Raw genomic sequence first — 26,540 nt, forward strand, 5'->3', positions numbered from 1 at the left:
GGGGTTTCTGCTGTTTCCACCAGGACACAGTGCCCTGACCTGGAGCGACGCCGCCGATCGTGTCGTCAGAGCCCAATTATCTGTGGAACGCGGGGTAAGGAGTCCCTGGGAATGCTGTGGTTCGCCACAACGGGTCTGCTCAACGGTGTCGTCTACACGATCTTTCCGACCACTGTGGCCGGTTACCTGGGGGCAAAGAATCCGGGTGTGCTTCGCCGCAACGCGATCATCATGCCTTTCTACCAGGTGTTTGTTGTTCGTTCCGATCCTTTTGGGTTTGGCCGCGGTGTTCGTGGTTCCTGGGCTTGAAGATTCCAACCTGGCGATGTTCAAGCTCGTCGTCGACTCGATGCCGGCTTGGCTGGTCGGCCTCGTCGGGGTCGCCGGGGCGTTGTCATCGATCGTTCCGATGGCCCTCTTCATGCTCGTGATCGGCACGATGTGGGGGCGGTCCGTCCTCGGCGTCCATCCTCGAACGGCACCACATCAGAAGCAGGTTGTCCCAACTGGTCACCTTCCTCGTCGGACTGGTGGCGTTGGTCTTCACCTTCATCTCGCCGAGCACCCTGGTGCAGTTGTCAGTCCTCTCCTACCAAGGCCTGGCACAACTCCTGCCGGTAGCGCTGATCAGTTTGCTCTGGAAACGCATGTCGACCGCGGGCGCTGCCTCCGGGCTCGCAGCTGGAGTGGTCGTTGTCGCCATGCTCGTCATCACCGGCAACGACCCCTGGCTTGGAATCAATGCCGGCTTGCTCGGGCTTGCGGTCAACATCTTGGTCAACATCGTGGTGACTATCGCGCACCCCGCTAGCTCACCGCCGGAACGACTCTCCGTGGATGAAATATACGAACCAGTATCACCGCGGGCCTGACTCTCGAGGGCAAGGGAACTTTCCTGCCAGCTGGCAGGAAAGTTCCCTTGCCCTCATCGACGCGTCATTTGGCGTTGGGGGCTGATTCGGAAACCCCGAACCGACCGCTGGTGCTCGGATTACCACCGATGTCGACGGGTCCGGACGGCACTGGCTTGGCCGTGGGATACCACCGTTTGGCGATCTCCCAAGAAGCGTCGATCAGGGCACCTGCGTGCGCGAACGAATACGGCGATAGGCCCACTACCGATGGGGCAGGCACCACGTAGAGCTCGCATCGCGTCGCGTTCAACTGCATATCAAGCCGCGCGGCAGACACCATCGCTGCCCCGAGCGCTGCTCCGTTCACTCCGCCGACCGACCTCGGCGGCGTCTTCGGCGGCGGCCAGGTCGCGATCGAACCGATCCCGCGCCTGCGCCGGTTGAATTCGAACGGTTCAGTGCCGCCGCACGGCAGCACGAAAACACGCCCCGCCCCGCGCTCAACAGCGCGGCTGATGGGCATGAACGCCGCCGGGCCACCGTCCACCAGCCAACGGTCCCCAACCTTCACCGGCGGGAACATCCCAGGAATCGAGCACGACGCGACCAACGGAGGAAGCGCCGGACCGCTTTCGAAATACACCGGCTCACCGGTGTCCAGATCGGTTGCGGTCACGGTCACCGGGATCTGCGCGTTCTCCAACCGTCGAAACGGCAGGTTGTTGTGCAGCCAGCGCGCCAGCCCGTGGTTGCCCATCACGTGGTTCGACAAGCCGATTTTCCCGGCGAATATCCGCGTGGGTTGGATCGGGAAGACATCCGTGCGCCGCATTGACATCCAGAGCTCGCGGAGCTTTGCCGCCCCACGAGGTGTCGGGTCACCGGCAAGCCATGCTGCGTTCAGCGAACCAGCGGAGGTCCCGACGAGCAGGTCGGGTTCGACATCGGCCTCGAACAAGGCCGTAACCAGGCCGGCCTGGATTGCCCCGAATGTGGAGCCACCCGGCAAGACCCAAGCCGTACGCATCAGCAACGTCCCTTCTGCGTTAGTCCTGTCCCGAGGCTAGTCGCGAACACCGGCGGCACACGTCAGGCGTCGCCGGGATCACCTCGACGACGCTGCCGTTTCACCTCGCCGCGCCGCTTCTTACCAGCGAGACGGCGCTGCTGCGATCCCTTGGTCGGCTTGGTGCGGCGCCGTTTGGGGGTGGGTGGAGCAACGGACTCGGCTAGCAGTTTTGCCAGCAGTTCCCGCGCCGCTTCGCGGTTTGCAAGTTGCGCGCGATGCTCCGAGGCCACAATCGTGATCACGCCGTTGATGAGGCGGTGGGCGAGGCGTTCCATCGAACGTTGCCGCAGAAGTTCTGGGACCGACGCAGAGCGAGCTAGATCGAAGGAAAGTTCGACCCGTGAGTCCGTCGTGTTAACCCCCTGCCCACCAGGACCGGAGGATCGCGAGAAGCGTTCGGATAGCTCGGCCGCAGGAATGGTCCAGCGGCTGGTGACGGGCAGGTCTGCGGGCATACCAATCAGGATGCCTCACACCGTTTCCGCAGGGCTGCGACCACACCAGTCCGCCGAAATCGAGGCCGGAATGCCTCGTCTGGCTAGCGGCTCCGGCTGTTGAACCATGGGAACTTCCCGGTCATGGCAGTGGCAGGAAGGTTCCCATGCTCTCGCTCCCAGCCGGGGGTTACCGCGCTGGGCGCCAGCCTGCTACTCCGCCGGGGACCGGGGCATCAGAGTCGTACGGAGTGCGGGTGAAGATGAACGTGTTCAGGTCCAGGTGCGTGGGAACACCGCTTTCGTCCCGGCCCACACGCAAGATCTCTCCTGCGTAGTAGCCGTCCAGTCCGGCCCAGGTGCCATCCGGGTTGGCCCGGAATCGAGAGGCTCGCCCGCGTCCTTGCCACGGCGAGAGGTCGAGCAGCCCATCGCGAAGAACCCGCAGCGCATATGGTGTCGGGCCCCAATACCACTGGCCGGTGAGCTCCAGGAGTTGCAGGTCCACGTCGCCGCGGGGCTCCCACGCGGCCGGGATCCGTGGCTCGTGTTCTGCGAGCAAATCCAGCAGATCGGTCGCCAACGCCCCTGTGACACCTGCAGTGGTGTTGGCCATGAAGATCACACCGGTGGCTTCGGCGGGGTCTGCCCAAACACTCGCCAGGAAGCCGGGCATCGAGCCGGTGTGCCCGGCCAGTCGACGTCCGCGGTGCCGCATCAGCTGCAATCCGAGCCCGTAGCCACCCCGCCATTCGGGGCCATCGTCGACCGACCCGGGCAACCGCATCTCGGCAACCGTGGCCGGGTGCAGCACCTCGCCGGTGTCACCGCTGACGAAACGCGCCCATCTGGCCATGTCGTCGAAGGTCGACCACAGCTGGCCAGCAGGGGCCATCGCCCCCGCATCCTCGGCTGGCTCAGGAAGTACGACGTCCGCCCACGGGTGCACGGCGAACCCCTCCGCGTGCGGCGCGACGGGGCTCAGCGTGGTCCGTTTCATGCCGAGCGGTTCGAGGATCTCGCGTTGCAGGACCTCGCGCCACGGAGCTCCGCGCAACTGGGATACGAGCTCGCCCAGCACTCCGAACCCGACGTTGGAGTAGTGGAAGCCGTGCCGAGGTGTCGGGCGCCGTGCTTGTTCGTCGATCGTGGACAGCAGTTCGTCGGCACTGCCGCCCGGAGTCCGCTCCCACCACTGCCCGGCAGGTTCCGCAGTCAGCCCACTCGAATGCGAGAGGATCTCGCCGATGCTTTGCTTTCCGATCGAGGTGCCCGGTACGTACTCGTCGAGCTTGTCGGCGAGGTCGAGGCGACCCTCGTCGCGCAGCCGCATCACCAGCACCGCGATGAAGGTTTTCGTGATCGAACCAACGCGGTACTGGGTGTCCGTTGTGGAGGGCCGACCGCCGACCTGTCCGCGGGTGTCCACCCAGATCGTTTCACCATCGCGGATCAGTCCCGCGATCAACGAGGGAACACGGTTTTCACTCTGCTCCACGGCCAGACGCCGCAACAGCGCGCGCTGGGTGGAGGGCAGCAGACTCGTCATGCCCTCATGCTTTCACTCCGGCGAATCGCGGGGTGGAGCATTCGGCGTTCACACGCCGTCAGACGGCCTGTTCCTCGGCGAGCGGAAGGAAGCGCCCATGTTCTCGTGGAGCCGTCAGCGTCGACTGCGCCGGTTGACTCCTCGGGTGATTCCGACCGTCTCTGCAGGGAACTGCACTGGCAGTTTCCCGAGCATTACGAGGACCAGCGTGAGCAGGACGAGCACCATCCATCCGGTCCACCCGAGAAGGCCCACTGATGCGTTGTCGACGGGATGTCCGGCCATGCTGAAGACCGTGCCCAAACCAGCCGCCGCATTGAGGAATCCGTGGGCGATCGTCGACGGCCAGACACTGCGCGAAACGAGCCTGAGCCAGCCGAGCAACGTTCCCACCAGGGTGCAGAAGCACACCATCATGATGACCGCCACCACGATCGGGAGCGTCGGGTAGTTGTAGCCGAGGATCAGCACCGGCACGTGCCAGAGCCCCCAGAGCACACCGGTCGTGAGGAACGCGCCGGGCTGGCCGAGGGGCAGAAGCGCCTGAGTGAGGTAGCCACGCCACCCTAGTTCTTCACCGAGCGCGGGAATGATCTGCAACCAGCCCAGTCCGAAGACCATTGCGATCTGGATGAGCGCGAGCATCCCGGGCGGCGTTTGTGGTGCCGAACCCAACACTGTGGGCCCGGCCTGTTCTGCGAGCCCGGAGAAACCTGTCCAGTCGGCTTGGTAGACCCCCAGCAGATAGCCCACCAGCAGCGCGAAGACCATGACCAGCGGAGGCCCCAACCAGGCAATCAGGACATAAGGCCACCACTTCTTGATGCCGCCTGGGTTTGTGATTCCCAGGCTGCGCAGCAATTTCGGTCGCGGGCTGATCCACTTGTTGACCACCAACGCCGCGACTGCGGGCATGAACATCATGACTGTGAGAAACAGCGGTGCCCAATTCCACGACAGTCCTTCACCGGTTAGCCACAACGGCAAGGTCAACAGCCATGCCGGCACATATGCAATTGCGACGAAACTGACAACGCCCCGGACATCAACCCGGTCATGCTCGGTGCTCACGTCGGCATTTTGCCAACCCTTGCTGAGTTCCTGCTGAGGGTCGTCGCTGCTGTGAGCATGGGAACCTTCCTGCCATCGCTGACAGGAAGGTTCCATGCTCGCACGTCCACCTGCAGAGCTGACCAATTCGGGAAGCAAGCGGGGGACGTTCGCCGATCGCCGTGATGGCGGTTGCCTGGCGACGCGCATGCGGCGGCGCGCAGCTGGCATCCGACGAGACGCCCATGCGCGCCGACAGCAGCGAAAAGAAGCGCGTCCGCGAGCCGGTCCTCTTTTCCGGGCTCGACATCGAAAAGGTCCGTGCCGCCGGACCGGCGGGCACGGACCTCATCTGCGTCAGATCCCTTACGGGCCGGGGGTGCCCGGCAGCGGTGCTGCCGGTAGGCCTTCGTGGACCTTCGTCATCGCGGCGAACCAGGTTCGGGCCGGCACCTTGCCGCCATAGATGTTGCCGCCGTTCTTGCCGCACAGGTACGGTGGCGCGTCGCCGCCACCATCGCAGATCCCTTGGGGGCTGTTCCCGTCGGCGTAGGTCAGGACCGCACCCGCCATCTGCGGGGTTGCCGCCAAGAAACCCGCGGACTGGTGGAGTTGGGTCGTCCCGGTTTTGCCAATCATGGGGCGGGTCCAGCCGACGCTCTGCGCTGCCGCGCGTGAGGTGCCGTCGGTGTCGTCCTTGCTCATGCCCTGGGCCAGCGCCGCCGCGACCTGCGGGGACACCGCCTGCTCACAGCCGGGTTCATTAAGCCGCACAGGATTGCCGTGCCGGTCCTTGATCTCTTCGATCGGCGTCGGTGGGCAGTAGACGCCGTCGCTCATGATCGTTGCGGCGACGTTGGACAGTTCCAGCACGCTCGTTGGGGTGTAGCCGAGGGTGAATGCTCCGCGGTTGCCCTTCTTGATCGCGTCGGCCTGGGAGGGGCCGTTGGAGCCGTCGGGCTTCAGGCCCTGGCCACTGGAGTTGACGCCGGTCATCCCGTTCCGCAGCCCAAGGCGCGCTGCCATGTCAACGACGTTGTTGAGTCCGGCCCTCTCCTGCAACGCCACGAAGGCCGTGTTCGGAGACGTGGCCAAGGCCATCTGCAGCGTCCTCGGCCCCGGCTGCACGCCGTCGGCGTTCGAGACGGTGTACGGCGCGGTGCCGTTCTTGTACACACGGGACGTGTAGGACGGCGGCACGTCGAGCGTGTCGTAGATGCTCATGCCTTGTTCGATCGCGGAGGCCGCCGTGAACACCTTGTAGATCGAGCCGGCACCGAAGGGCTGCACCCTGCTGACGATGTCGTAGGCCGTCTGACCCCTGCTCGCGTCGTTGCCATAGTCGCGGTTGGCGACCAACGCCCGGACCTCGTGCTTGCCCTTGCCTGGTTCGACCATCGCCATCGCGTTCGCGATGCCCTCGGTCTGGGTGGGCACCTGCGCTTCGGCGGCGGCCTTGGCCGCGTCGGTGGCCTTGCGGTCGAGAGTGGTGCGAATTGTGTAGCCGCCGCTCTTCAGCTTGTCGCTGTCGATGCCGAGTCGGTCGAGGTAGTCGACGAGGTAGGTGCAGAAGAAACCGTCGGTGGCACCGTCGCCGACGCCAACGCAGCCGTTCGGCGGCCGCCCGAGCGGCGACATCACGCCGAGCGGTTCCTTCTTGGCGATTTCCGCGTCTTCCTTGGTGATGCGGATGTTGTTGTTCGGGTCCGCCATCAGGTCGATCACGAGGTTGCGCCGCTGCATCGCGTCTTGCGGGTTGCTGTTGGGATTCAGTGTGCCCGGCTGGTTGACGATCGCGGCGAGCAGCGCGGCCTGGGCGATGGTCAGCTTCTCGGAGTTGGTGCCGAAGTAGGTCTGGGCCGCCGCACCTACACCGAACGTCTGGTTGCCGAAGGGCACCACGTTGAGGTATCCGGTGAGGATTTCTTCCTTGGTCATGGTGTGTTCGAGTTCGACGGCGATCTTCGCCTCTCGGAGCTTTCGGGCGATCGTCGATTCCTTGGCCTTCTCGGCCTCCACCGCGTTGTTCGCTGCGACGTGCACGAGGTAGTTCTTCACGTACTGCTGGGTGATCGTGGATGCACCCTGCGCGGCCGAACCGCTGCTGACGTTGGTCGCCAGCGCACGCATGGTGCCGTGCCAGTCGACGCCGCCGTGCTCCCAGAAGCGCTTGTCCTCGACCGCGGTGATCGCGGCCTTCATGGTGTCCGAGATCTGGTCCGGCGGCGTTTCGATGCGGTAGTCCTTGAAGAAGTAGGCGATCGGTGCGCCGTCCTTGTCCGTGACGGTGGTTACCTGCGGCATGTCCCGCCTCGCCAGGGAAACTGACATTCTGGACATGGCGTCGCTCGTCTGGTTGACCATGGCCCCGGCACCGGTCGCCATCGGCAGCAGCAACGCCGCTACCAGCACGCCAGCCAGGACGCACAGCCCGAACATCTTCAACAGCACGCCGCTGCGCACGCCAGCCCCAATCACCAAGTGTCCAAACGACTTGACCATCGATCGCGGGAGGCAGTGCCCATCCAGGCCCATCTTGCCCGTCCACCGACCGGCCGAAGAGCTTACCGCCGACCCGCACACGCGGAACCAGTCGACACCTGCTTCTCTTTGCTGTCAGTCGATTCGTTGATATCACATCCGCTGATCCCGGCAGCGCTGCACCAAATGGCCGAGTCCTGGTCGACAACCCCACGGGTCCGGATCAGATCACTACACTTGGTGACCACCGGAGTTGATCACTCGGAGGAAAAATGACCGACCCGTTCCTGGATTCCCTGGCCACCGCGCTCGCCGGTCAGGTCGCCACCGCGCTGGGTAAAGCCGGAAGTCAGGCCCTGGTGAAGGTGCGCGAGCTCGTGCGCCGCAGGTCGCAGAACGATCCGGAGACGCAGGCCGCGCTCGAAGCCGCCGAGCAGGAGTCCGCGGGCCCGCCGCAGATCAAAGCCCTGGCCGAACGGCTGGACGAGGTTTGCGGAGAGGATGCGGCTTTCGCCGAGCAGCTGCGCACCGAGGGCGCCGAAGTGCACAAAGCCATCTCGGCGGCCGACGACGGCGTGGTCAACGTGAACCACGGCGAGGTCAACAATCTGATTCAGGCGCGCGAGATCAAGGGCAACATCACGTTCAGCTAGCGCGGCGATCCGACTCGTTCAACTCCGCCAGGTACTGGTTGTAGGCGGCGAGTTCCGGATCATCCCCTGCACCGACCTGCGGCGCCGGTGGCGGTACGAGCGGCCGCTTCCGGCGCATTACGGGTGGCGCCTCCTCGGTGAGCCCTGGGCCGACCGCTTCTTGCTGGACTGCAGCTTTCGGTTTTGCCTCGCCCCCTCGGTGCACCTCCATGCGCATCAGGCGGATCCACAAGAAGATCGTGAACACGCCGAACAGCGGCCACTGCAGCGCGTAGCCGAGGTTCTGGAAGCTCCCTCCGGCTTCGTGCGCACGATCCCACTGCCACACGGCCAGGAAACCGGTGGCGACCGTGGCCACGATGAACAACGCGTGCAGAAGCAGCCAACGCGGAGTCAACAGGCTGCGGTACACGCCCCGAATTCTAGGCGGTCCCGAGCATGCGGGGCGGTCCGGCGTCGTCACAGCCCGTTCACACCCGACTCATGAATCACGCTTCGGCAGGCTGAAATCATGCGGCACTTGTGTCCAAGAACACACAATAACCTCTCCGGCTGGCGGTAGCAAGGGAACCTTCCTGTCACCGCCCGCCGGCCAGTACCCGGCGGTTCTCTACCACCACTCGCACACTGAATGGCAGGAAGGTTCCCATGCTTTCAGCTCCGCCTGCGGCGGCTGATCGTCAGGGGGAGGCAGATGGTGATGAGGATCGCCGCGACCGCGAAGGTCGTCGGGTAGCCGGACAGGGTGACCAGGGTGCCGAAACCGATGGCGCCGAGGCCTTGGCCCGCGTCGTAGGCGATGTTCCACGCGGTGCTGGCGGGCCCGGACTCCGTTCGTTCGAACATCACGACCAGGGTGGTGTTCTGCACCGCGCCGAACCCGGCTCCGAATGCGGCCGCGCCGAGCAGGGCGAGCGGGTCGGCTCCCCACGCCGCAAACGCGAGCAGGCCCGTACCCAGGCCTGCCAGCAGCACGGCGGGGACCAGGCTGCGGTGTTGGCCGAGCCGGTCGCCTAGCTGTCCTGCTGCCCACCGGCCTAGCATCGTGGATGCGCCGAAGAGCATCAGCGCGGCTGGTGCCACCGACCCGGCGACTGCCAGCGGCAGGAACGCCGTTAACCCGCCAGCGGCCACCGCCGCAGCGGTCATGACGGTCCAGGACTGCAGCAGCGCGAGGGGGAACGCGGAGGCGCCTGAACGCTGCGTGGGTTTGGCCCGCACCCGCGACATCCCCAGCACGGCAGAGGTGGCCGCCACAGGCAGGGCGCCAGCGATCCAGAACAGCGGGCCGAATCCGATCTGCTGCGTCAACCACACGCCAGCGGGAAGGAACAGGACGTTCGGCAGGCCGACCGACAACCCGTAGAGCCCGGCTGCCCGGCCGCGTTGCGCAGTGGGTACGAGCTCGGCCACCAGCGCTGCACCGGTCACCGTGAGGAGGCCGAAGCCGACTCCTCGAAGGCTGGAGACACCGAGCAGGAGCCACAGGTCGCTGGACAGCGCATACAACGGGGTCGGCAAGCCGATCAGCATCGTGCCCGAGGCGAAAGCAACGCGGTGGTCGATGCGTTTGAGCAGCCACGGCATGCCGAGCTGGGTCAGCACTGTTACCAGCATGTAGACGGCGTTGGTAGCGCCTGCCGCAACCTCGCCAGCACCGCCCCTTACCGCCCACAGCGGGAGGACCGGAAGCAGCAGCACGTATCCCGCAAAACCGCCGACGGTCGCTGCCAGCAGAAGCCGAAAAGACCGGTGCTGCAACGCTGTTGTGTCCTTGACGTGGGGTTCTTCCGAGATTCGCACCAGTTCTTGATAGGCGTGAAGCCAACTTTTGTCCATCCGACTCCAAGCGTCCGCGATGTCCGCTCATGGCCGATTGTGGCTATGGTCGTGATCGGTTTGGCTCGGGCCGTCGCTGCGACGGCGAGGAGTTCTGCATGAATTGGATGGGCGTACCGGCCCTTGCAGCCGTGGTCGAGGGGGCGGCAATCGTTCCTGCTGCGACCACCGCTCCGCTGACGATGGCGGCCCCTCCACCGGGCGGTGAAGAGCCGCGGGAGAACCCGATCAGCGAGTTCACCAGCTACGACGAACTCCTCGAGCTCGATCGTTGATCGCTAGTTGGCCGCGCGGACAGGGCGGCACCGATGGGCACGTTGTTCAAGACGATCGGACGCCACCCTGCGCCGGACAGGTCCGCCGAGACCAGCAGGCCCCCAATGTCGCGCCCTATCATCGCGATGTCTGAAAGGGTCACTGCGTACAGGCGGAGCGCCCGGCTGCGCGCATCTTCCCGGAAGTTGAGTGGATTCCGGTCACCACCTGTGAAGTTATCAACGCGGCCCCGGCTCCCCTACACGATGCGCGCACACCACCCTCCCGACCAGCAGCGCGGCGAGCTGCCCGTTGGACCCACGCACCCGTGGTGCCGTTCCGATCATCGAGTGAGTCGTAGGACGAGGACCGATGCTGGCAAGCTTCGGAATGGCAATCCGGCTCAGCGCCGTGGTTTCAGGCCCCCAGTTCGTCGAGCGCCGCCTGCGCCGCGGCGAGTTCCGCACGCAGTTGATCGACGCGGGCGCGCTGCTGTTCGCGGGCGGCGTCGATCAGCGGTTCCACTGCTGCCGCGACATCGTCGTGCAGCACCTTCGCCGCTTGGGCGACGGCGTTCGCGGCAACCGGCGTCGGGCGAATCACGCGCTTCTTGCCGGTGCTGACCTCGACGCTCCACTGACCGTCCTGGTCCGCTGTCAGCGTCACCGTCGCTCCGCCGATCGGCTTCGCCTGCCGCGGCTTGCGGCGTGCCGCCGCGTCCCCGGCCGGCTTCGCCGACGCCGGTGCACCCGCGGGAGTCGAGGCTGCAGCTGCGCGGGGCTTCGCCGGAGCAGCTGGCTTCGCCTGCTCCGGAGTCGGCTTCGCCTGCTCCGGAGTCGGCTTCGCCCGTTCCACCGGTGGCTTCGCCGGTGGAGCATCGGCCGTCCGGGGCTTCGCCGCGGGTTTTGCCGACGGCTCGGGTGGTGCCGCTTTCTTGCGGGGTGGTTTGACCTTCGTGACCTCGGTGGCCGAGAAGGACAGCACGTCCTTCGATCCGGCCGGGCGGACCTGAATGAAGTCGCCTTCAGCTGGTTCGCCGAGCGCGACGACCTTGCCGGATCGGCCTTCCGGGACGCCTACGGCCGAACCGGTGAACCATACCGTCGGGGTGGTTCCGGTGCTCAGTTCCTCGCGGAGTTCGCGCAGTTCGTCGGACGACAGCGGTGACATCGCCGCCCCTTGCTCAAGGGTGAGCCCCGGTTGGGGCTGCTAGACAGTGACGCCACCACTATATCGAACGCCCGTGCGAAGCTTCAACGGGATCGGCGGTCCGCCGTCTCGTAGTCGGCCAGATCCGCCTTACGAGTGAATCAGGGCCGAACGCGGTGTCGGGCCCCAGCAGGAAGAACAGGTTCGGGAGGCCGGAGACGATCACCCCAGGTAGGCCTCCATGCCGTTGCGCCAGGCATCCTGCAGCTTGCGGCCGACGATGCCCAGGTGGCCGAACGCGTCGGTGACGTGGAAGCCGGTGTCGTAGGTGATCGCGTCGACCGGGCACTCCGGGCCGTCGCCGGTCACCACGGATCGCCGCCTGACCTCGGCCACCCCACTGGTTACCACGTCCACATTGACCTGTTAGCGCCGGGTAGTAGTCGCTGGAGAGCAGGATCCGCTTGCAACCCATGGCGTAGTCCGGTGTCACCGCGGCGCGCAGCTTCGGGGCTGGATCCACGGTGAAGTGCGCTGGAACCGGTGCAGTTGAGCGACCTTCTTGGCGATGTGCGGCACGAACTGGATGGCGCTGGCATCGTTGCCGATCACCGCGGCCCGCTTGCCCTCCAGCTCTTAGTCGTGGTTCCACTCCGCAGAGTGAAACATCTCGCCCTCGAAGCCCTCCATTCCGGGCAGTTCCGGGTAGCTCGGGATATGGAGGGCGCCGACGCCGGACACCAGCGCGCGACCGACGTACTCGGTTCCGTCCGCGGTGGATACCGTCGAGGTGCCGGCGTCCTCGTCGTATTCGGCGCCGGTGAACTCCACCCCGTAGTGGATGTGGTCGCGCACCTGGTACTTGTCGACACAGTGCTGCAGGTAACAGAGATCTCGCCCCGCCTAGCGGACGTCCGGGACCAGGACGGGTTTGCTCGAACGAGAAGGAGTACATCAGGGACGGCACGTCGCAGGCGCAGCGCGGACAGGTGTTGTCGCGCCAGTTACCGCCGAGGTCTGCGGCTTTCTCCAGCACGATGAACTCGTCGATTCCGGCCTGCTTGAGCCGGATCGCCATCCCGAGCCCGGAGAAACCGGTCCCGACGATGATTGCCTTGGTCTGGCAACTGCGCTGGTCCCGCGTTTAACGCTGCGCCATCAGGCCCTCCTCCGGACACCGGCACAACGGATCTACTCAAGAGTAGACTACTATGAGTAAGTTACTTTCGGTAGGGTGATTGCGTGGAGACGCAGCAGGCACCGATCACCGGACGCAAGCGGATGCCCCGAGCCGAGCGGGAACGGCAGATCCTCGCCGTCGCCGAGCAGGTTTTCGCAGCAGACGGCTACCCGGGCACCTCGATGGACGACATCGCGGCGCGGGTTGGCCTGTCCAAGCCGATGCTCTACGAGTACTTCGGTTCAAAGGAAGGGCTACTGCTCGCCTGCCTGCAGCGATCCAAGCGCGAGCTGCTGGAAGCCACCACGGTCGCGGCTGCCGGCGCCGACACCCCCGAGCAGCTGCTGCACGACTGCCTGCTGGCCTTCTTCAAGTTCAGCGACGAACACGCCCAAGCCTGGGCGCTGCTGCGCAACGAATCTGCGGTGCCGAGCGCATCGGTGAGCACCGAACTGGAAGCGATCCGGATGCAGCAGATGGAATTCACCTCTGGACTGCTCGAGTCCGCGCGCCCAGACCTCGATCCGGTGCGACTGGAGGCGTTCGCGGAGGCGATCATCGGCGCCTGCGAGCAGCTCGCCCTGTGGCGGGACCGCCGCCCGGACATCACCGCGGAGCAAGCCACGAGCCACCTGATGGAACTGTTCGCCCCCAGCCTCGCCCAGAACCGCTGACATATCCGGCCAACACGACACCCAGAGATACTCACTGCGCAAGCGGGCTCGCATTGGAGCAAGGGAACCTTCCTGTCACCCGCGTTGCCAATAGCTCCGCGCGTTTCCGCAGTAAGGGAACCTTCCTGTCATCCACACCGGACGCCGTCCCGCGTTTCCGGAGCATGGGAACCCTTCTGCCATCCGCCGCCGGGCCGGGCGCCATGTCCGGTGCTTGTCGGCGCCGGGCCCCCGAGGCGCTCCGGACGCGAGGCGGCGGTTTGCGGGATTCCGTCGCTCGGTGAACGCCGTGAGTCCGCGTGAAAATCACTCGTCCAGGCGGTTGGGTTGGGTTGGGCTCAAGATCGGCGGAGGGGTCTCCGATACCGAATCAGCCGTGCCAACACATCAGACCCAAGGAGAACAAATCTTGCGCCCCTGGACCACGCGCACAGTGAAGGCAGCCGTTGTGGCCGCGGGGTTCGCCGCAGTCGGGACCGGTGCCACCGCTGCCGCGGAGAGCACCGACCTCCCGAAGCCGGACCTGTCATCCGTTCCGGACCAAATCGGTGTCCTCGCCCCGTTGAACGCCTGTCAGATTCAGGACGGCCCCGGGTACGGCCCGACCAAGGCTCCGTGCGCGGACACCGAACTGCACGTGAACACCCCAAACCTGGTCAAGAAGGTGGGAGCGGACATCACGACCACCGCCCACGGAATGGGCGGCGAGTTGCGGGACGGCCGCCCACTGCTTGCCCCGGGCAAGCCGAACCAGGTGCTCGGGCACGTCTTCGCCGAGACCACCCGCGTCGAGCAGATGACCAAGACCCGCCCGGTCATCGGTGGTTCGGTGGTCCCGAACCACCTCGGCATCGTCACCGAACGCGTCCCGAACGCCGCTTTGCTGGACACTGAGGTCGGCCCGCGCGAGCCCGGCCACCAGGGCACGTCGGCGCTGGACACCGCGATCGCCCTGACCGCCGCCAAGGGCTATCAGACTGAACCGCTGGCCAACCCGGTCGGTGCCGTTGCTCCTGTCCTGCAGAACGACTTGCGCCCCGGCGAGCCGGTAGCCCTGCCGCAGGCGGAGAGGCTCCTGCCAGCGGTCGGCAAGCTTCCGGTGACCTCCGAGCTGACCAGCGGCTTGGGCACGGCGGCGAACGACCTCACCCAGCAGGCCACCAGTCGCCTCCCGCAGGCTCCGGTGCACCGGATCACCGGGCAGCTCCCGGCGATCGACAGCGTCGCCCGCGCGCTGCGCTGATTGACGATCCGATCAAGTGGCCCCGGATTTGGCTCCGGGGTCGCTTTTTCTTCCTCCTGCAACGATCCCCCGGCGTCGCGCGGTATGACCGCTGAATGTTCAGTCACCTAAGGAGAAATACAGTGCTCAGTGCAGCGATTGCTGGTGTTGCCACGACTGCCGCGGTGATGATGGCAATCGCCTCCCCGGCCTCCGCCGACAGCGCGAACAACCACGTCGTCAACCTGCTGGACGACAACAACGTCAGCGCCGTCCCCGTGCAGGCCTGCGGCAACAATGTCGCCGTCCTCGGTGCCGTGGTGTCGCTACTGTCGCCGCAGATCAACAGCTGCGTCAACGCGCCGGTCGTCGACCACGCCAAGGTGGGCTGATCACGGCCAACGGAAAGGCGCCGGTACCGCGCGGTCCCGGCGCCTTTCCCGTTGGCCGCTCAGGATTTCCGGATCGCGTCCGGTGCGGTGGTCAGCTGCGCGAGCGCGTCCTCGATCCAGGGCAGCGCGGTCGGGGCGTCGCCGCGCAGCGTCGCCCAGGGCTCGTCGGTAGTCCCGTAGAGCAGGTTGGTTGCGGCGCGGAACCACAGTCGGGACGGGCGTCGCCGAGGGCGGTGCCGGAGAGCACCCCGATTCGTGCTGGTCGAGCAGGCAACCGGCGAGGCCGTCGGTGTCGTGGACGCCGCGTTCAGCCAGTGCCGGGCGCAGCGGTTCGCAGTCAGGGGAGAGGTAGAACGCTGCGCGCGGTTTCCGGCACTGCACACCGGCTGCGGTGAACCGTTCGTGGACGGCCAGGGCGACGCGTTCGTGCAGAGCGCGGCTGGCGGCGATATGCGCGGTGATCTCCGCCGGCTCGTTGAGGGCGGGTGCGGCGGCCTCCTGCATGGGTGCGGGGCGGTTGGACCAGAGTTCGGTTGCGATGCCAACAACCTCGTGCCGCACCTGTCGGCCCAGGTCGTTGTCCAGGAAGCGAGCGCAGGTGATCCGCCAGCCGCCCAGCGCCGGGTTCTTGGACAGTCCCTCGGTGACGAAGCACTGGTCCGGCAGCATCGCCGCCGGAGGGGACACCTTGTCGCCGTAGGCGAGATCGCGGTCGATCTCGTCCGAGACGATGGCGAGGTCGTGCTCGGCGGCGACCGCGCAGACGCGCTTGACCAGGTCTTCACCTGCGAGCGTGCCGGTCGGGTTGTCGGGCAGCGTGAGGACGAGGGCGCCTGGCCGATGACCGGCGGCACCGCCTTCTCGAAGCGCCTTGTCTAGTTCGTCGGAGTCCGGAACTCCACCCGCTTCCGCGCGGCACGGGCACATCGATGACGTGCTTTCTGGCCAGCGCCGCCTGCGCGCCGTAGGTGGCCCAAGACGGTTGCGGCAGCACGACATCGCCTGGAATCGCAGCAGTTCAGCGTCCGGCTAGGCCCGGGCCGTTCCCGGCCGGTCACCCAGATCCGCCGGGAGCGTGCCGTCCGGAGCACCGATCGCACTGGTTCCGCAGAACGCCACGTCTCCTTGCTCGCGGCACCGATTCGCCGCCACGTGGTACCGGTCCTCGTAGGCGCGGGTTGCTGTTGTCCCGTGGTAGAAGGTCGGGTTCGGTAGCGTCGGTGCTTGGTAGCTGACCGCGATGACCTCGGCAGCTCGCAACGCCAGCACCCGAGCGGCCGCGGGAATGAGTTGTCCGCACACACCAGGACACCGACCCGGTGGAGGCCGTGTCGAGCGCGTCAGGTCGGCGCCGGGTTTGAAGTAGCTCTTCGCCAAGCGCGGCAGGTGCATCTTGCGGTGGCATTCGGTGCTGCCCTCGATCTTGATCAGCAGCGCGGTGTTGGCGACCACGCCGGCCAGGGTCCGGTGCTGCTCCGCGAATCTGACGACCACGTGGGTACCAGTGGTGACCGCGGCATCCCTGATGGCGCCGGTGAATTCGCTGTCGAAGGGCTCCGCGCCTGGTAGTAGGTCGTGAGGTCGTCTGTTCCGGCGGTGACCGGATAGCCGATGCTGGGAGCTCCGGCAGCACGATCAGTTCCGCACCGGCGTCGGCCTCTTCGTGCACCCTCTTGGCGTAACACTCGGCGTTCCCATATCCACCGCTATAGCGCGCGTCCACCGCTATAGCGCGCGGACACGGTGCGGGCCTTCGGCTGGGCGAAGGGCCGGGGGGCGACGACCATCGCGCTCGCCGACAACCCGGCCTCGCCCTTGGTCGGCGACGCCGACCACGCCTTCTACCTGGACACGACCGAGGTGTCGGTGCTGCGGTCGCCGACCACGTACACCTCGGTCGTCCAGGCGTTCGCCACGGCCGTCGCCGCCGCCCAGGGCAAGCAGGCACGCTCTGCGCTGCTGGTGGAGGAACTGCTCGAGGAGTTCGGCGTCTACGCCAGCTCGCGCATCACGCCGCCGTAGCGGCGACGATGGCCGCGTCGGGTTCGCCGAGGTCGAACGGCTCCCCCGCCTCGGCCCGGCGGACCAGCGAGGCCGGCGGCTCGAACCGCTGCCCGTAGCGTTCGGCCAGTTCCCGGGCGCGCGCGACGAATCCGGCCAGCCCGCCCGGGTAGCCGTTCATGTACTGCACGACACCGCCGGTCCAGGCAGGGAACCCGATGCCGAGGATCGATCCGATGTTGGCATCCGGCACCGACCGCAGTACACCCTCGTCGAGGCACTTGACGGTTTCCAGCGCCTCCACGAACAGCATCCGCTCCTTGAGGTCGGTCAGGCTCACCTCGGCCGGATCCCGCTCGGCCGCGCCGAAGTGCTCGACCAGCCCCGGCCACAACCCGATCCGCTTGTCGTAGACATAGTCGTAGAAACCGGAGCCGCTGGAACGGCCCTTGCGGTCGAACTCGTGGACCATGCGGTCGAGCACCTGCTCTGCCGGGTGCGGTGTCCAGGTTCCGCCGGCTGCCTCGACGGCGCGCTTGGTTTCATCGCGGATCTTGCGCGGCAGCGTCAGGGTCAGCTCGTCGACCAGCTGCAGGACGGGTACCGGGAATCCGGCCTGCGCCGAAGCCTGCTCGATGGACGCCGGGTACACGCCTTCGGCGAGCATCGACACGCCCTCGTTGACGAACGTGCCGATGACGCGGCTGGTGAAGAAGCCTCGGCTGTCGTTGACCACGATCGGCGTCTTGTTGATCTGCTGCACGACGTCGAACGCGCGCGCCAGGGCCCGCTCGCTGGTGTGCTCGCCGCAGATGATCTCCACCAGAGGCATCTTGTCGACCGGGGAGAAGAAGTGCAGGCCGATGAAGTCCTCGCGGCGGCGCACGCCCTCGGCGAGGCCGGTGATCGGTAGAGTGGAGGTGTTGGAGGCGATCAGCGCGTCCCCTTCGACTACGTCCTGCACCTCCGCGTACACCTGGTGCTTGGTCTTCTGGTCCTCGAAGACGGCCTCGATGACCAGGTCGCAGCCGGCCAGCGGTTCGAGCTGGTAGGTGGGCGTGATCCGGGCCAGCAGCTCGTCGGCCTCGGCCTGCGTCGAGCGGCCCTTGGCGACGGCCTTCTCCAGCAGCTTCGCTGAGTAGTCCTTGCCCTTCTCAGCCGCGGCCAGCGAGAGGTCCTTGAGCACGACCTCCATACCGGCCTTGGCGCACACGTAGGCGATGCCGGCGCCCATCATGCCGCCACCGAGGACCGCGACCTTCTTCGCCCGCCATTCGGGTTCACCGGCTGGGCGGCTGCCGCCGGAGTTGATGTGCTGGAGGTCGAAGAAGAACGCCTTGCTCATGTTCTTGGCGGTCTGGCCGCAGACCAGTTCCACGAAGTAGCGGCCCTCGATGGTGAGCGCGGTGTCGAAGTCGACCTGCGCGCCTTCCACAGCGGCGGCCAGGATGTTGCGCGGGGCCGGGAGCGGCGCGCCCTTGAGCTGCTTGCGGAGGTTGGCGGGGAACGCCGGGAGGTTCGCGGCGAACTTCGGGTTCGACGGTGTGCCACCGGGAATCTTGTGCCCGGGCTGGTCCCACGGCTGTACGGCCTCGGGGTTGGCTTTGATCCATTCTCTGGCGGCGGTCAGCAGCTGTTCCGGCGTGTCGACGAGCTGGTCGACGATGCCGATCTCCGCGGCCTTCTCGGGCCGCAGCCGCTGGCCCTGCAGCAGCACGTTGAGCAGCGCGTCGGTGATGCCGAGCAGGCGGACCGTGCGGACCACGCCGCCGGCGCCGGGCAGCAGGCCGAGAGTGACCTCGGGGAACCCGAAGCGGGCCTTGGGGTTCTTCAGCGCGATGCGGTGGTGGCAGGCCAGCGCGATCTCCAGGCCGCCGCCGAGGGCGGTGCCGTTGAGAGCGGCGACCACCGGGACGCCGAGGGTTTCGAGGCGGCGCAGCTGCCGCTTGACGCCGGTGGTGGTCTCGGCGACCCGTTCGGCGTCGCCGGGCCGGGCCTGGACCAGCTCGCGGAGGTCACCGCCGGCGAAGAAGGTGTTCTTCGCGGAGGTGAGGACGACGCCGGTGATGTTGTCGCGCTCGTCCTCCAGGCGCTGCACGGTTTCCGCCATGCTGCGCTGGTAGCGCTCGTTCATGGTGTTGGCCTGTTGCTGCGGGTCGTCCAGGGTCAGCACGACGATGCCGTCGGTGTCGGACTCCCAGCGGATGGTGTTCTGCTCGTTCATGTGTGATGTGTCCTTCAGCCGATCCGTTCGACGACAGTCGCGATCCCCATGCCGCCGCCGATGCACAGCGTCGCCAGGCCGTAGCGCAGGTTGCGGCGTTCCAGCTCGTCGATGAGGGTGCCCAGGATCATCGCCCCGGTGGCGCCCAGCGGGTGACCCATGGCGATGGCGCCGCCGTTGACGTTGACCTTGTCGTGGCTCACGCCGAATTCCTTCATGAACTTCAGCGGGACCGCGGCGAAGGCCTCGTTGATCTCGATCAAGTCGATCTGGTCGATGCTCAGGTCTGCTTTGCCCAGCGCCTTGCGCACCGCCGGGCCGGGGCCGGTCAGCATGATCGTCGGGTCTGCGCCGCTGAGGGCGGCGGCGGCGATCCGGGCGCGGGGGCGTAGCCCGGTGCGTTCGCCGAGGGCTTCGCAGCCGATCAGGGCCAGCGCGGCACCGTCGACGATGCCGGAGGAGTTCCCGGCGGTGTGCACGTGGTCGATGCGCTGCACCCAGTGGTATTTCTGCAGCGCGACGGCGTCGAATCCGCCGAGCTCGCCGATGTCGGCGAAGGACGGCTTCAGCACGCCGAGGCTGTCGACCGTGGTGTTCGCTCGGATGTGCTCGTCTCGGTCGAGGACGATGCTGCCGTTGCGGTCGGTCACCGGCACCACGGAGCGGGCGAAGCGGCCGTCGGCCCAGGCCTTGGCGGCGCGGTCCTGCGACTCGGCCGCGTAGGCGTCCACAGTGGTCCGGTCGAAGCCCTCGATCGTGGCGATCAGGTCGGCGCCGATGCCCTGCGGGACGAAGGAGGTGGCGAAGTTCGTTTCGGGGTCCATCGCCCAGGCGCCGCCGTCGGAGCCCATCGGCACCCTTGACATGGATTCGACGCCGCCGACCAGCACGGCGTCCTCCCAGCCGGAGCGCACCTTCTGGGCGGCGATGTTGACCGCCTCCAGGCCGGAGGCGCAGAAGCGGTTGAGTTGCACACCGCTGACGGTGTCGGGCAGGCCCGCGGCGAGCGCGGCGGTCTTGGCGATGTCGCCGCCCTGGTCGGCGACGGGCGAGACCACGCCCAGCACGATGTCGTCGATCAGCGCGGGATCCAGTTGCGGGTGGCGGCGCTGCAGCTCCTGGATCAGGCCCACGACCAGGCTGATCGGCTTCACCCCGTGCAGCGACCCGGTTTTCTTGCCGCGACCGCGCGGTGTGCGGATCGCGTCGTAGACGAACGCCTCGGACATTTGTGGCGTGCCTCCTCGTTGCGGCAGGTGCTCCACCCAGAGTGTGACACCAACACTGTCACAGTCAAGCCGCTCTTGACCTGCCGGTAAGCCCTCCCTTTTGGGGGCAGACGCTCTACGCCGACCGCCGGCACGCGTACAGGCCAGACGAAACGACGGCGCTGTGCGGCGACGAGTTAGTGATCCGGAAGGTGTCGCAGCGCGAATGGTTCGACGACACGTGCCCGGAGTGTCGGCGGGCAGCGTGGGCGATCGTCGACCCTGAGATCCCGTATCCAGGCGCCGATGCCGGCCCTCGATCTCGGCCTGAGCGGCGACCCAAGCGCGGCCGTGCTGCCTAGCTCTAGCTGCAGCTTCGGGCCGCCGAGCTGACCGCTGGTGACTTCGCAGACTTCGACAAGTTCTCAAGGAGTGGTACAAGAGCGGACGCAATAAGGCAGTAGCGCAGCTTTGGGACAAGTACGAGAAGTTCAGCATCAACGGTCGCAACGCTGCTCGTGCCGTTGAAGGCGGCGGGGGTGCGGTCGACGCTGGTTGCTCGATCGTCCTCGACGCGGGCGGCGGCGTCGTTCTCGTCGACGTCACCGAGTCCAAGCCCGATTCGGTGTCCGGCAAGTGTGGCGAGGCCGAGAAGATCGCCCGACAGGTCGAGCCCCGGCTTCCCAAGTAACGTGCTTGCGGCGTGTTCGAACGGCTCGCGGCACTTTCGTGAGGTGAGAGCCGTTCGACGTCGCAATCCGCAGTCGAGGTCCATGGGGTGGTGTGGTGGGGCTGTTTGACTGGATCACCGGGACTAAACGGCCTTCGGGCGGGGTTCCGCCGCAGTCTGTAGAGGTTGTTCGTGCAGCACTTCTTGGGGTCAATAGTCCGGACAGGCCGTTCATGGTTCGTGATGGGCGGTCAGATGGCGTTGACTTGGTCGCCGAGTGGAAGACGCTTCGCTATCGATGCACGCGACCAATGCGTCGCGTTGTTCGGTTTCTCTTCCAACGTCGAGACGACCACCTTCTCCACCTGTTCGTCGGTGATCTTCCGCGGCGCGCCTGGGCGATCCTCGTCGGCCAACCCCTCCAATCGTCGCTGGACAAACCGCGACCGCCGCTTGCCCACCGTCGGCCGCGCCACCCGCAACTGCCCGGCGACATCCACATTGGACAAACCATCACGCATGCCAGCACAATCCGACACCGCAACGCCAAAGTCTGCGAACTCTTCGCCCGCCGAGCCCAACGCTGCAGCGTCGAACGCTCATCGTCGGTCAGCACCAACTCAGCCTTCGGCCGCCCAGTCCTCGCCATTCCCGCAGTAGAGCCTACTTACACCATGGATTTCCGGTGCTGAATTTCCGGCGCAGCCCTACTAGTAGGCTTTCGACGCCCTGGCCGCGGATGGACGCGTCGAGCACCTGGGCGGTGTGCGCCATCGCGAGGTGCTCGCCGCGGCGCTCGAGCGCGGTGCGGATCTGCATCGAGCAGCCCGGGTTCGCCGTCACCAGCAGCGTTGCTCCCGTGGCGAGGACGTTCTCGGCCTTGCGGTCGCCGAGCTCGCGCGCCGGCTCCGGTTGGAGCACGTTGTAGACGCCAGCGGAGCCGCAGCACAGTTCGCCGCGGTTGATTTCCTTGAGCTTCAGCTCGGGGATGGCGCGCAGCAGTTCACGGGGCTGCGACCGGATGCCTTGGCCGTGCGCGAGGTGGCAGGCGTCGTGGTAGGCGATCTGCACCGGCAGCGGGTGCCGCTTCGCGACCGGTCCGAGTTCGACGAGCAGCTCGGCGATGTCCCGCACGCGCGCGGAGAAGCGCTCCGCACGCCTGGCATATTCGGGGTCGTCCTGCAGCAGCCGCGGGTATTCTTTCAGCGTGGAGCCGCAGCCGGCCGAGTTTGTGACGACGTAGTCCACTACGGATTCTTCGAAGGTGTCGAGCAGGTCGCGGGCGAACTTGATCGCTTCCTCTTCCCGCCCCGAATGCTCGCTGAGCGCGCCGCAGCAACCCTGCGCCGGTGGGATCACTACGTCGCAGCCTTCGGCGGCGAGGATGCGCGCCGTCGCCGCGTTGACGTCGGGGAAGAAGGCGCTCTGCACGCACCCGGTGATCATCCCGACGGTCGCGCGCCGCTTGCCGCGCGCCGAGATCCGTTGCCCCAGCTTCGGGGCGCGGCCGATGGGCGGCGCGAGGGATTCCATCACCTGCAGCCCCTCCGGCAGCAACGCCTTCAGCCCGGACCGCTTGAGCAGTTTTCCGATGCCGAGCCGCTGGTAGAGCGCGAGAGGTCCCCGCATCGCCTTGAGGCGGCGCGGGTACGGGAACAGCGTGAAGATCGCCGTGCGCAGGAGTCGTTCCCAGCGTCCGCGCTGGTGGTTCCGCTCGACCTGCGCCCGAGTCTCGGTGATGAGCGTGCCGTACTGCACCCCGGACGGGCAGGCGGTCACGCATGCCATGCAGCCGAGGCACGCGTCGAAGTGACCGACCATGGTCTCGGTCATGGGCTCCCCTTCGAGCCCTTCCTTCATCAGGTAGATGCGGCCGCGCGGCGAATCCATCTCCTCGCCCCACAGGTCGTAGGTGGGGCAGCTGGGCAGGCAGAACCCACAGTGGACGCAGTCGTCGACGAGGGCGCGCTGCGGCGGGTGCAGCGCGTCGAAGGCACCGGGATGGGCCGGGATCTCGGTCATCAGATTCCTCCCACGAACCGACCGGGGGCGAGCTGGTGTTCCGGATCGAACTGGTCCTTGGTGCGGCGCATCAGCGCCAGCAGTCCCGGTGCGATCGGCCCCCACGGGTCGATCGCGGCATGCTGCGGCGCACGGACCAGCACCGCGTAGTCGCAACCGGTGCGCAGTGCCTTGACGAGTTCGACGACGGCTGCCGGGTCGGCGTCGTCGGGCAGCCCGGCGTTGAGCACGCCGAGCCCGGCCGCTCCGCGTATCGCCAACGGCAGGCCGCTCGCTGCGGCCGCTTCTTGCACGGCGCTGAGCACTCGGGGCAGGTTCGTCGGCTCCGCGCCCAAGCGCAGGCCGATCCCACCCACCGGGTCGAACGGGTAGCGGCCCCACCATGGCGGCGCCTGGTCCAGCACTTCCGCGCCGTGCCCGATGGCAGCGGCCAGCTCGACCGCGCGGTCGTGCGTGGCGTTGGGCCTGCCCTCTAGCTGCGCGCAGATTGTGATCAGCCCGGCGGGCTCGGGACGGTCGAGCTCGATCGCGGTGGGCATCGCCTGGGAATGCCGGACGATGTCGGCGGCGGCCGCGGCCGCCGCGGGGTCGTCGGTGGTGACGGTGATCCAGCGGTGCTCGGCGGCGACCGGGTGCAACCGGAACACCGCCTCAGTGATCACCCCCAGCGTGCCGAAGGAACCGGTGTAGAGCTTGCCGAGGTCGTAGCCGGCGACGTTTTTGACGACTTTCCCGCCAGCCGTGGTCACGGTGCCGTCGGCCCGCACGACCGTGATGCCGATGAGCAGGTCGCGCACCCCGCCGAAGAGGTTCCGACACGGGCCCGCGGTGCCGGTGGCGATGATCCCGCCAAGCGTCGCGGTCGGCAGCGGCTGGTCGATCGCCAGCTGCTGCCCGGCTGCGCGCACGATGTTGTTGACCTCGGCGATCGGTGTTCCCGCCAGGGCGTGCACGACGAGGTCGCCCGCGGCGTGGTCGACGATGCCGTTGGCGGCCGACACGTCGAGCAGCAGGTCCACCTCCTCCGGAGCGCTGCCCCAGTCGAGTTTGCTGCCCGACCCCTTGGGCACCACACGCAGGCCGTGCTCGGCTGCGACCTTCATCGCGACCGACGTCCGCTCGGTTCCGTCCACAGTGGCCACCCAATGCGGGCGGACGCCCGACACCGCGTCGGTATAGGTCGCGTCCCGCACGCATTCAGCACCGAGCGCGGCCGCGAGTGCTTCGCGCGCGGCGTCCTTGGTTGTAGTGGGCATCAGAACTGATCCGCCAATCCCGCTTCGGTCAGTGGATGCGCGCCGCGCCGGGGCCCGGGCGCTTCGCCGCAGAGCCTCGGCGTCGGGAAGACCTTGCCCGGGTTGCAGATCCCGACCGGGTCGAAGGCGCAGCGCACGCGCTGCATGGTGTCGAGGTCGTCCGCGGTGAACATCCGGCCCATGTACTTGACCTTGTCCGCTCCGACGCCGTGCTCGCCGGTGATCGAGCCGCCGTGCTCGATGCACAGGTCGAGGATCGCACCCGAAACCGCCTCGGCCCGCTCGTTCGCGCCCGGTTCGGCGTCGTCGAAGAGCACCAGCGGGTGCAGGTTGCCGTCGCCGGCGTGGAAGACGTTGGCGACCCGCACGCCGGATTCGGCGGACAGCCGGGCGATGCGGCCGAGCACCTCGGGCAGCGCGGTCCGCGGGATCACCCCGTCCTGCACGATGTAGTCGGGGCTGATGCGGCCCACTGCGGCGAACGCGGACTTGCGGCCTTTCCAGATCATCGCGCGCTCGCCGTCGTCGGCGGCGACCCGGATCTCGAACGCGCCGTGCGCCTCGCAGTGCCGCTTGACCTCGTCGAAGGTGTGCGCGACCTCGGCGGCCGGGCCGTCGAGCTCGACGACCAGCACCGCACCGGCACCTTCCGGATAGCCGCACTGCACGGCCTGCTCGGCGGCCTCGATGGCCAGCGCATCCATCATCTCGATCGCCGCCGGGGTGACCCCGTCGGCGATGATGGCCGATACCGCCGCGCCCGCCTCGTCGGTCGACGGAAACCCGGCTAGCAGGGTCTGCATCGCTTCGGGTTTGCGCAGCAACCGCACGGTGATCTTGGTGACCACGCCGAGCGTGCCCTCGCTGCCGATGAAGGCGCCCAGCAGGTCGTATCCGGGGGCTTCCCGCGCGTCGCCGCCGAGTTCGACGATGTCGCCGTCCGGGGTGACGACTTCCAGGGCGAGGATGTGGTTGGTGGTGAAGCCGTACTTCAGGCAGTGCGCGCCGCCGGAGTTCTCCGCGACGTTGCCACCCACCGAGCACACCTGCTGGCTGGACGGGTCAGGCGCGAAGTAGTAGCCCTGCGCGGAGACGGCCTTGGTGACGTCGAGGTTGATCACGCCCGGTTCCACCACGGCCCGCTCGTTGGCCAGGTCGATCTCGAGGATCCGCCGCATCTTCGAGGTCACCACGAGCACGCCCGATGCGTGCGGCAGCGCCCCGCCGGACAGCCCGGTGCCGGAGCCGCGGGCGACGAACGGGACCTGGTGCTCGGCGCAGATCCGGACGATCTGGTGGACCTGCTCGGCAGTTTCGGGCAGCACCACCACGGCGGGTACGACCCGGTAGCTCGCCAGTCCGTCGCACTCGTAGGTGCGCAGCCGCTGCGGGTCGGTGATCAACGCGTTGGGCGGCAGTGCCGCGTGGAAGCGCTGCACCACTTGGTCGAGCGTCGGCTCGGCCTCGGTGCTGGTCGACTGCATGCTCAGCCTCCCGGACTTTTTTCGTCTTGTGGAAAGTCCATTCCGGCTGGGGAAACCACAGGTTGTTCACAACATAGATACAAGAGGTAGACAAGATGTCCCTCTGCGACGATGGCATCCCGCTTAGAACCAGGATCGCCCCCGGCGCCCGTCGCGGCCAGAGCAAGGGAACCTTCCTGCCAGCCCACCTGCAAGACGAGCCGGGTGGCGGCGCGACACGGCCCCGCCGCCGGACTGGGAATGACAGGAAGGTTCCCATGCTCACGGCCCCGGGCCGGCAAGCGACAGGAAGGATCCCATTACTTCGAGACGTTGCAGGGCTGCCAGAAGATGACCCAGAAGGCGCAGCAGTTCCTCGTCGAGACCGAGCAATCCTTCGACGACACCGTCAAGGACTACAACGACACCGAGCAGCAGATCATCGAACTGCTCAACAACGCCGGGAAGGAGCTCGCCGGATGGCGGGGCCTGGGGCGTTCACCGGGCGAGGGCTTTGATCGACGGCAGGGGCCGTCTTGCCCAGCGGTCCACGCGCGCTGCACATGGTCTCCCGGGTAGCGGAAGCGCGGCTGGTCCGGGACCACCAGGCCCGCCGCACGAAACCCGCACAGCCCGGCAGCCTGTCCCCGACTGGTGACCAGCTTGCGCATCGCGGCGTGATGTGGGCATCGAAGTTGTCCCAGATCAAAACGCTCGGGGCCTTCAAGCACTGGTAGGCGGCATCGAGCAGGGCCACGTAGTCGATCTCGGCGACACCGCGGCGCTCTCCCTTACGGGACCAGTGAATCTTGCCCGGTACAACAGACGTGCGCGGTGCCCTGGTCGAGCACAGAACAGACCGGCAGCCGAGATGCGGCCAGATCCCTCTCCCGAC

General features: G+C 67.0%; 26 protein-coding genes and 2 pseudogenes. 9 read left to right on the plus strand and 19 right to left on the minus strand.

Annotated elements, in window-relative coordinates:
* Window positions 1-111 precede the first annotated feature (111 nt).
* Both ACWDKQ_RS18950 and ACWDKQ_RS18955 read left to right on the plus strand, forming a co-directional pair.
* Window positions 112-309, plus strand: coding sequence for a hypothetical protein (locus ACWDKQ_RS18950; protein WP_450140051.1), 198 nt, complete (start codon window positions 112-114; stop codon window positions 307-309).
* Window positions 310-497: 188 nt separating this feature from the next.
* Complete coding sequence (locus ACWDKQ_RS18955; protein WP_450140052.1) at window positions 498-872, plus strand: hypothetical protein; 375 nt, start codon at window positions 498-500, stop codon at window positions 870-872.
* Window positions 873-936: 64 nt separating this feature from the next.
* Here the strand turns inward: ACWDKQ_RS18955 and ACWDKQ_RS18960 are convergent, their stop codons facing one another.
* The 5 genes from ACWDKQ_RS18960 to ACWDKQ_RS18980 form a co-directional block, all read right to left on the minus strand.
* On the minus strand, window positions 937-1,881 hold the full coding sequence (locus tag ACWDKQ_RS18960) for a patatin-like phospholipase family protein (protein WP_450140053.1): 945 nt from the start codon (window positions 1,879-1,881) through the stop codon (window positions 937-939).
* A gap of 62 nt (window positions 1,882-1,943) precedes the next feature.
* On the minus strand, window positions 1,944-2,378 hold the full coding sequence (gene arfB / locus ACWDKQ_RS18965; RefSeq protein WP_450140054.1) for an alternative ribosome rescue aminoacyl-tRNA hydrolase ArfB: 435 nt from the start codon (window positions 2,376-2,378) through the stop codon (window positions 1,944-1,946).
* A 169-nt stretch (window positions 2,379-2,547) separates the two neighbouring features.
* The gene (locus tag ACWDKQ_RS18970) at window positions 2,548-3,906 is read right to left on the minus strand and encodes a serine hydrolase domain-containing protein (RefSeq protein WP_450140055.1); all 1,359 of its coding nucleotides are present in this window, start codon (window positions 3,904-3,906) and stop codon (window positions 2,548-2,550) included.
* A 114-nt stretch (window positions 3,907-4,020) separates the two neighbouring features.
* A complete protein-coding gene (locus ACWDKQ_RS18975) occupies window positions 4,021-5,073 on the minus strand; it encodes a CPBP family intramembrane glutamic endopeptidase (protein WP_450140056.1) in 1,053 nt (350 codons plus the stop codon).
* 249 nt (window positions 5,074-5,322) lie between these two features.
* The gene (locus ACWDKQ_RS18980) at window positions 5,323-7,395 is read right to left on the minus strand and encodes a transglycosylase domain-containing protein (RefSeq protein WP_450140091.1); all 2,073 of its coding nucleotides are present in this window, start codon (window positions 7,393-7,395) and stop codon (window positions 5,323-5,325) included.
* A gap of 314 nt (window positions 7,396-7,709) precedes the next feature.
* Here ACWDKQ_RS18980 and ACWDKQ_RS18985 point away from each other — a divergent pair, with 314 nt between their 5' ends.
* A complete protein-coding gene (locus tag ACWDKQ_RS18985; protein ID WP_450140057.1) occupies window positions 7,710-8,090 on the plus strand; it encodes a hypothetical protein in 381 nt (126 codons plus the stop codon).
* Here the strand turns inward: ACWDKQ_RS18985 and ACWDKQ_RS18990 are convergent.
* Window positions 8,083-8,502, minus strand: coding sequence for a hypothetical protein (locus ACWDKQ_RS18990; RefSeq protein WP_450140058.1), 420 nt, complete (start codon window positions 8,500-8,502; stop codon window positions 8,083-8,085). The genes ACWDKQ_RS18985 and ACWDKQ_RS18990 overlap by 8 nt on opposite strands.
* Before the next feature lie 242 nt (window positions 8,503-8,744).
* The gene (locus ACWDKQ_RS18995) at window positions 8,745-9,929 is read right to left on the minus strand and encodes an MFS transporter (RefSeq protein ID WP_450140059.1); all 1,185 of its coding nucleotides are present in this window, start codon (window positions 9,927-9,929) and stop codon (window positions 8,745-8,747) included.
* Window positions 9,930-10,027: 98 nt separating this feature from the next.
* Between ACWDKQ_RS18995 and ACWDKQ_RS19000 the strand changes: the two genes are divergently transcribed.
* A complete protein-coding gene (locus tag ACWDKQ_RS19000) occupies window positions 10,028-10,204 on the plus strand; it encodes a hypothetical protein (protein WP_450140060.1) in 177 nt (58 codons plus the stop codon).
* 397 nt (window positions 10,205-10,601) lie between these two features.
* On the opposite strand, the gene ACWDKQ_RS19005 is transcribed toward ACWDKQ_RS19000, so the two are convergent.
* The 4 genes and pseudogenes from ACWDKQ_RS19005 to ACWDKQ_RS19020 form a co-directional block, all read right to left on the minus strand.
* Window positions 10,602-11,354 carry a DUF6319 family protein gene (locus tag ACWDKQ_RS19005; RefSeq protein ID WP_450140061.1) on the minus strand — a complete coding sequence of 251 codons (753 nt, stop codon included), beginning with the start codon at window positions 11,352-11,354 and terminating at the stop codon, window positions 10,602-10,604.
* 201 nt (window positions 11,355-11,555) lie between these two features.
* The gene (locus ACWDKQ_RS19010) at window positions 11,556-11,729 is read right to left on the minus strand and encodes a hypothetical protein (protein WP_450140093.1); all 174 of its coding nucleotides are present in this window, start codon (window positions 11,727-11,729) and stop codon (window positions 11,556-11,558) included.
* A gap of 240 nt (window positions 11,730-11,969) precedes the next feature.
* Complete coding sequence (locus tag ACWDKQ_RS19015) at window positions 11,970-12,188, minus strand: hypothetical protein (protein ID WP_450140094.1); 219 nt, start codon at window positions 12,186-12,188, stop codon at window positions 11,970-11,972.
* A gap of 163 nt (window positions 12,189-12,351) precedes the next feature.
* Window positions 12,352-12,411, minus strand: a pseudogene (locus ACWDKQ_RS19020) (hypothetical protein); the annotation flags it as partial.
* Between the two features lie 164 nt (window positions 12,412-12,575).
* Here ACWDKQ_RS19020 and ACWDKQ_RS19025 point away from each other — a divergent pair.
* The 3 genes from ACWDKQ_RS19025 (at window position 12,576) to ACWDKQ_RS19035 (ending at window position 14,801) form a co-directional block, all read left to right on the plus strand.
* Entirely contained in the window at window positions 12,576-13,187 is a 612-nt protein-coding gene (locus ACWDKQ_RS19025; RefSeq protein WP_450140062.1) for a TetR/AcrR family transcriptional regulator, read from the plus strand.
* Between the two features lie 409 nt (window positions 13,188-13,596).
* Complete coding sequence (locus ACWDKQ_RS19030; RefSeq protein ID WP_450140063.1) at window positions 13,597-14,430, plus strand: hypothetical protein; 834 nt, start codon at window positions 13,597-13,599, stop codon at window positions 14,428-14,430.
* A 122-nt stretch (window positions 14,431-14,552) separates the two neighbouring features.
* Window positions 14,553-14,801, plus strand: coding sequence for a hypothetical protein (locus ACWDKQ_RS19035; protein WP_450140064.1), 249 nt, complete (start codon window positions 14,553-14,555; stop codon window positions 14,799-14,801).
* Here the strand turns inward: ACWDKQ_RS19035 and ACWDKQ_RS19040 are convergent, their stop codons facing one another.
* Both ACWDKQ_RS19040 and ACWDKQ_RS19045 read right to left on the minus strand, forming a co-directional pair.
* Window positions 14,802-15,728 carry an aminotransferase class I/II-fold pyridoxal phosphate-dependent enzyme gene (locus tag ACWDKQ_RS19040; RefSeq protein ID WP_450140065.1) on the minus strand — a complete coding sequence of 309 codons (927 nt, stop codon included), beginning with the start codon at window positions 15,726-15,728 and terminating at the stop codon, window positions 14,802-14,804. It lies immediately after the preceding gene.
* A 102-nt stretch (window positions 15,729-15,830) separates the two neighbouring features.
* A pseudogene (locus tag ACWDKQ_RS19045) lies at window positions 15,831-16,361 on the minus strand (nitrilase-related carbon-nitrogen hydrolase); the annotation flags it as partial.
* A gap of 183 nt (window positions 16,362-16,544) precedes the next feature.
* On the opposite strand from ACWDKQ_RS19045, the gene ACWDKQ_RS19050 reads away from it, so the two are divergent.
* Complete coding sequence (locus ACWDKQ_RS19050) at window positions 16,545-16,823, plus strand: SIS domain-containing protein (protein ID WP_450140066.1); 279 nt, start codon at window positions 16,545-16,547, stop codon at window positions 16,821-16,823.
* Here ACWDKQ_RS19050 and ACWDKQ_RS19055 read toward each other — a convergent pair.
* From ACWDKQ_RS19055 to ACWDKQ_RS19080, 6 genes are all read right to left on the minus strand, one after another.
* Window positions 16,810-19,026, minus strand: coding sequence for a 3-hydroxyacyl-CoA dehydrogenase NAD-binding domain-containing protein (locus ACWDKQ_RS19055; protein WP_450140067.1), 2,217 nt, complete (start codon window positions 19,024-19,026; stop codon window positions 16,810-16,812). The genes ACWDKQ_RS19050 and ACWDKQ_RS19055 overlap by 14 nt on opposite strands.
* A gap of 14 nt (window positions 19,027-19,040) precedes the next feature.
* Window positions 19,041-20,255, minus strand: coding sequence for an acetyl-CoA C-acetyltransferase (locus ACWDKQ_RS19060; protein ID WP_450140068.1), 1,215 nt, complete (start codon window positions 20,253-20,255; stop codon window positions 19,041-19,043).
* Window positions 20,256-21,155: 900 nt separating this feature from the next.
* Entirely contained in the window at window positions 21,156-21,485 is a 330-nt protein-coding gene (locus ACWDKQ_RS19065) for a helix-turn-helix domain-containing protein (RefSeq protein WP_450140069.1), read from the minus strand.
* A gap of 82 nt (window positions 21,486-21,567) precedes the next feature.
* Entirely contained in the window at window positions 21,568-22,926 is a 1,359-nt protein-coding gene (locus ACWDKQ_RS19070) for a (Fe-S)-binding protein (RefSeq protein ID WP_450140070.1), read from the minus strand.
* Window positions 22,926-24,182, minus strand: coding sequence for an FAD-binding oxidoreductase (locus ACWDKQ_RS19075; protein WP_450140071.1), 1,257 nt, complete (start codon window positions 24,180-24,182; stop codon window positions 22,926-22,928). Before ACWDKQ_RS19075 ends, ACWDKQ_RS19070 begins: the two co-directional genes overlap by 1 nt.
* Window positions 24,182-25,666, minus strand: a complete 1,485-nt coding sequence (locus ACWDKQ_RS19080; protein WP_450140072.1) for an FAD-linked oxidase C-terminal domain-containing protein — start codon at window positions 25,664-25,666, stop codon at window positions 24,182-24,184. The genes ACWDKQ_RS19075 and ACWDKQ_RS19080 overlap by 1 nt, the downstream gene beginning before the upstream one ends.
* A 330-nt stretch (window positions 25,667-25,996) precedes the next feature.
* Here ACWDKQ_RS19080 and ACWDKQ_RS19085 point away from each other — a divergent pair, with 330 nt between their 5' ends.
* On the plus strand, window positions 25,997-26,224 hold the full coding sequence (locus tag ACWDKQ_RS19085) for a hypothetical protein (protein WP_450140073.1): 228 nt from the start codon (window positions 25,997-25,999) through the stop codon (window positions 26,222-26,224).
* The last annotated feature ends 316 nt before the right edge of the window (window positions 26,225-26,540 follow it).

Source organism: Saccharopolyspora sp. NPDC000995, from assembly GCF_053599315.1.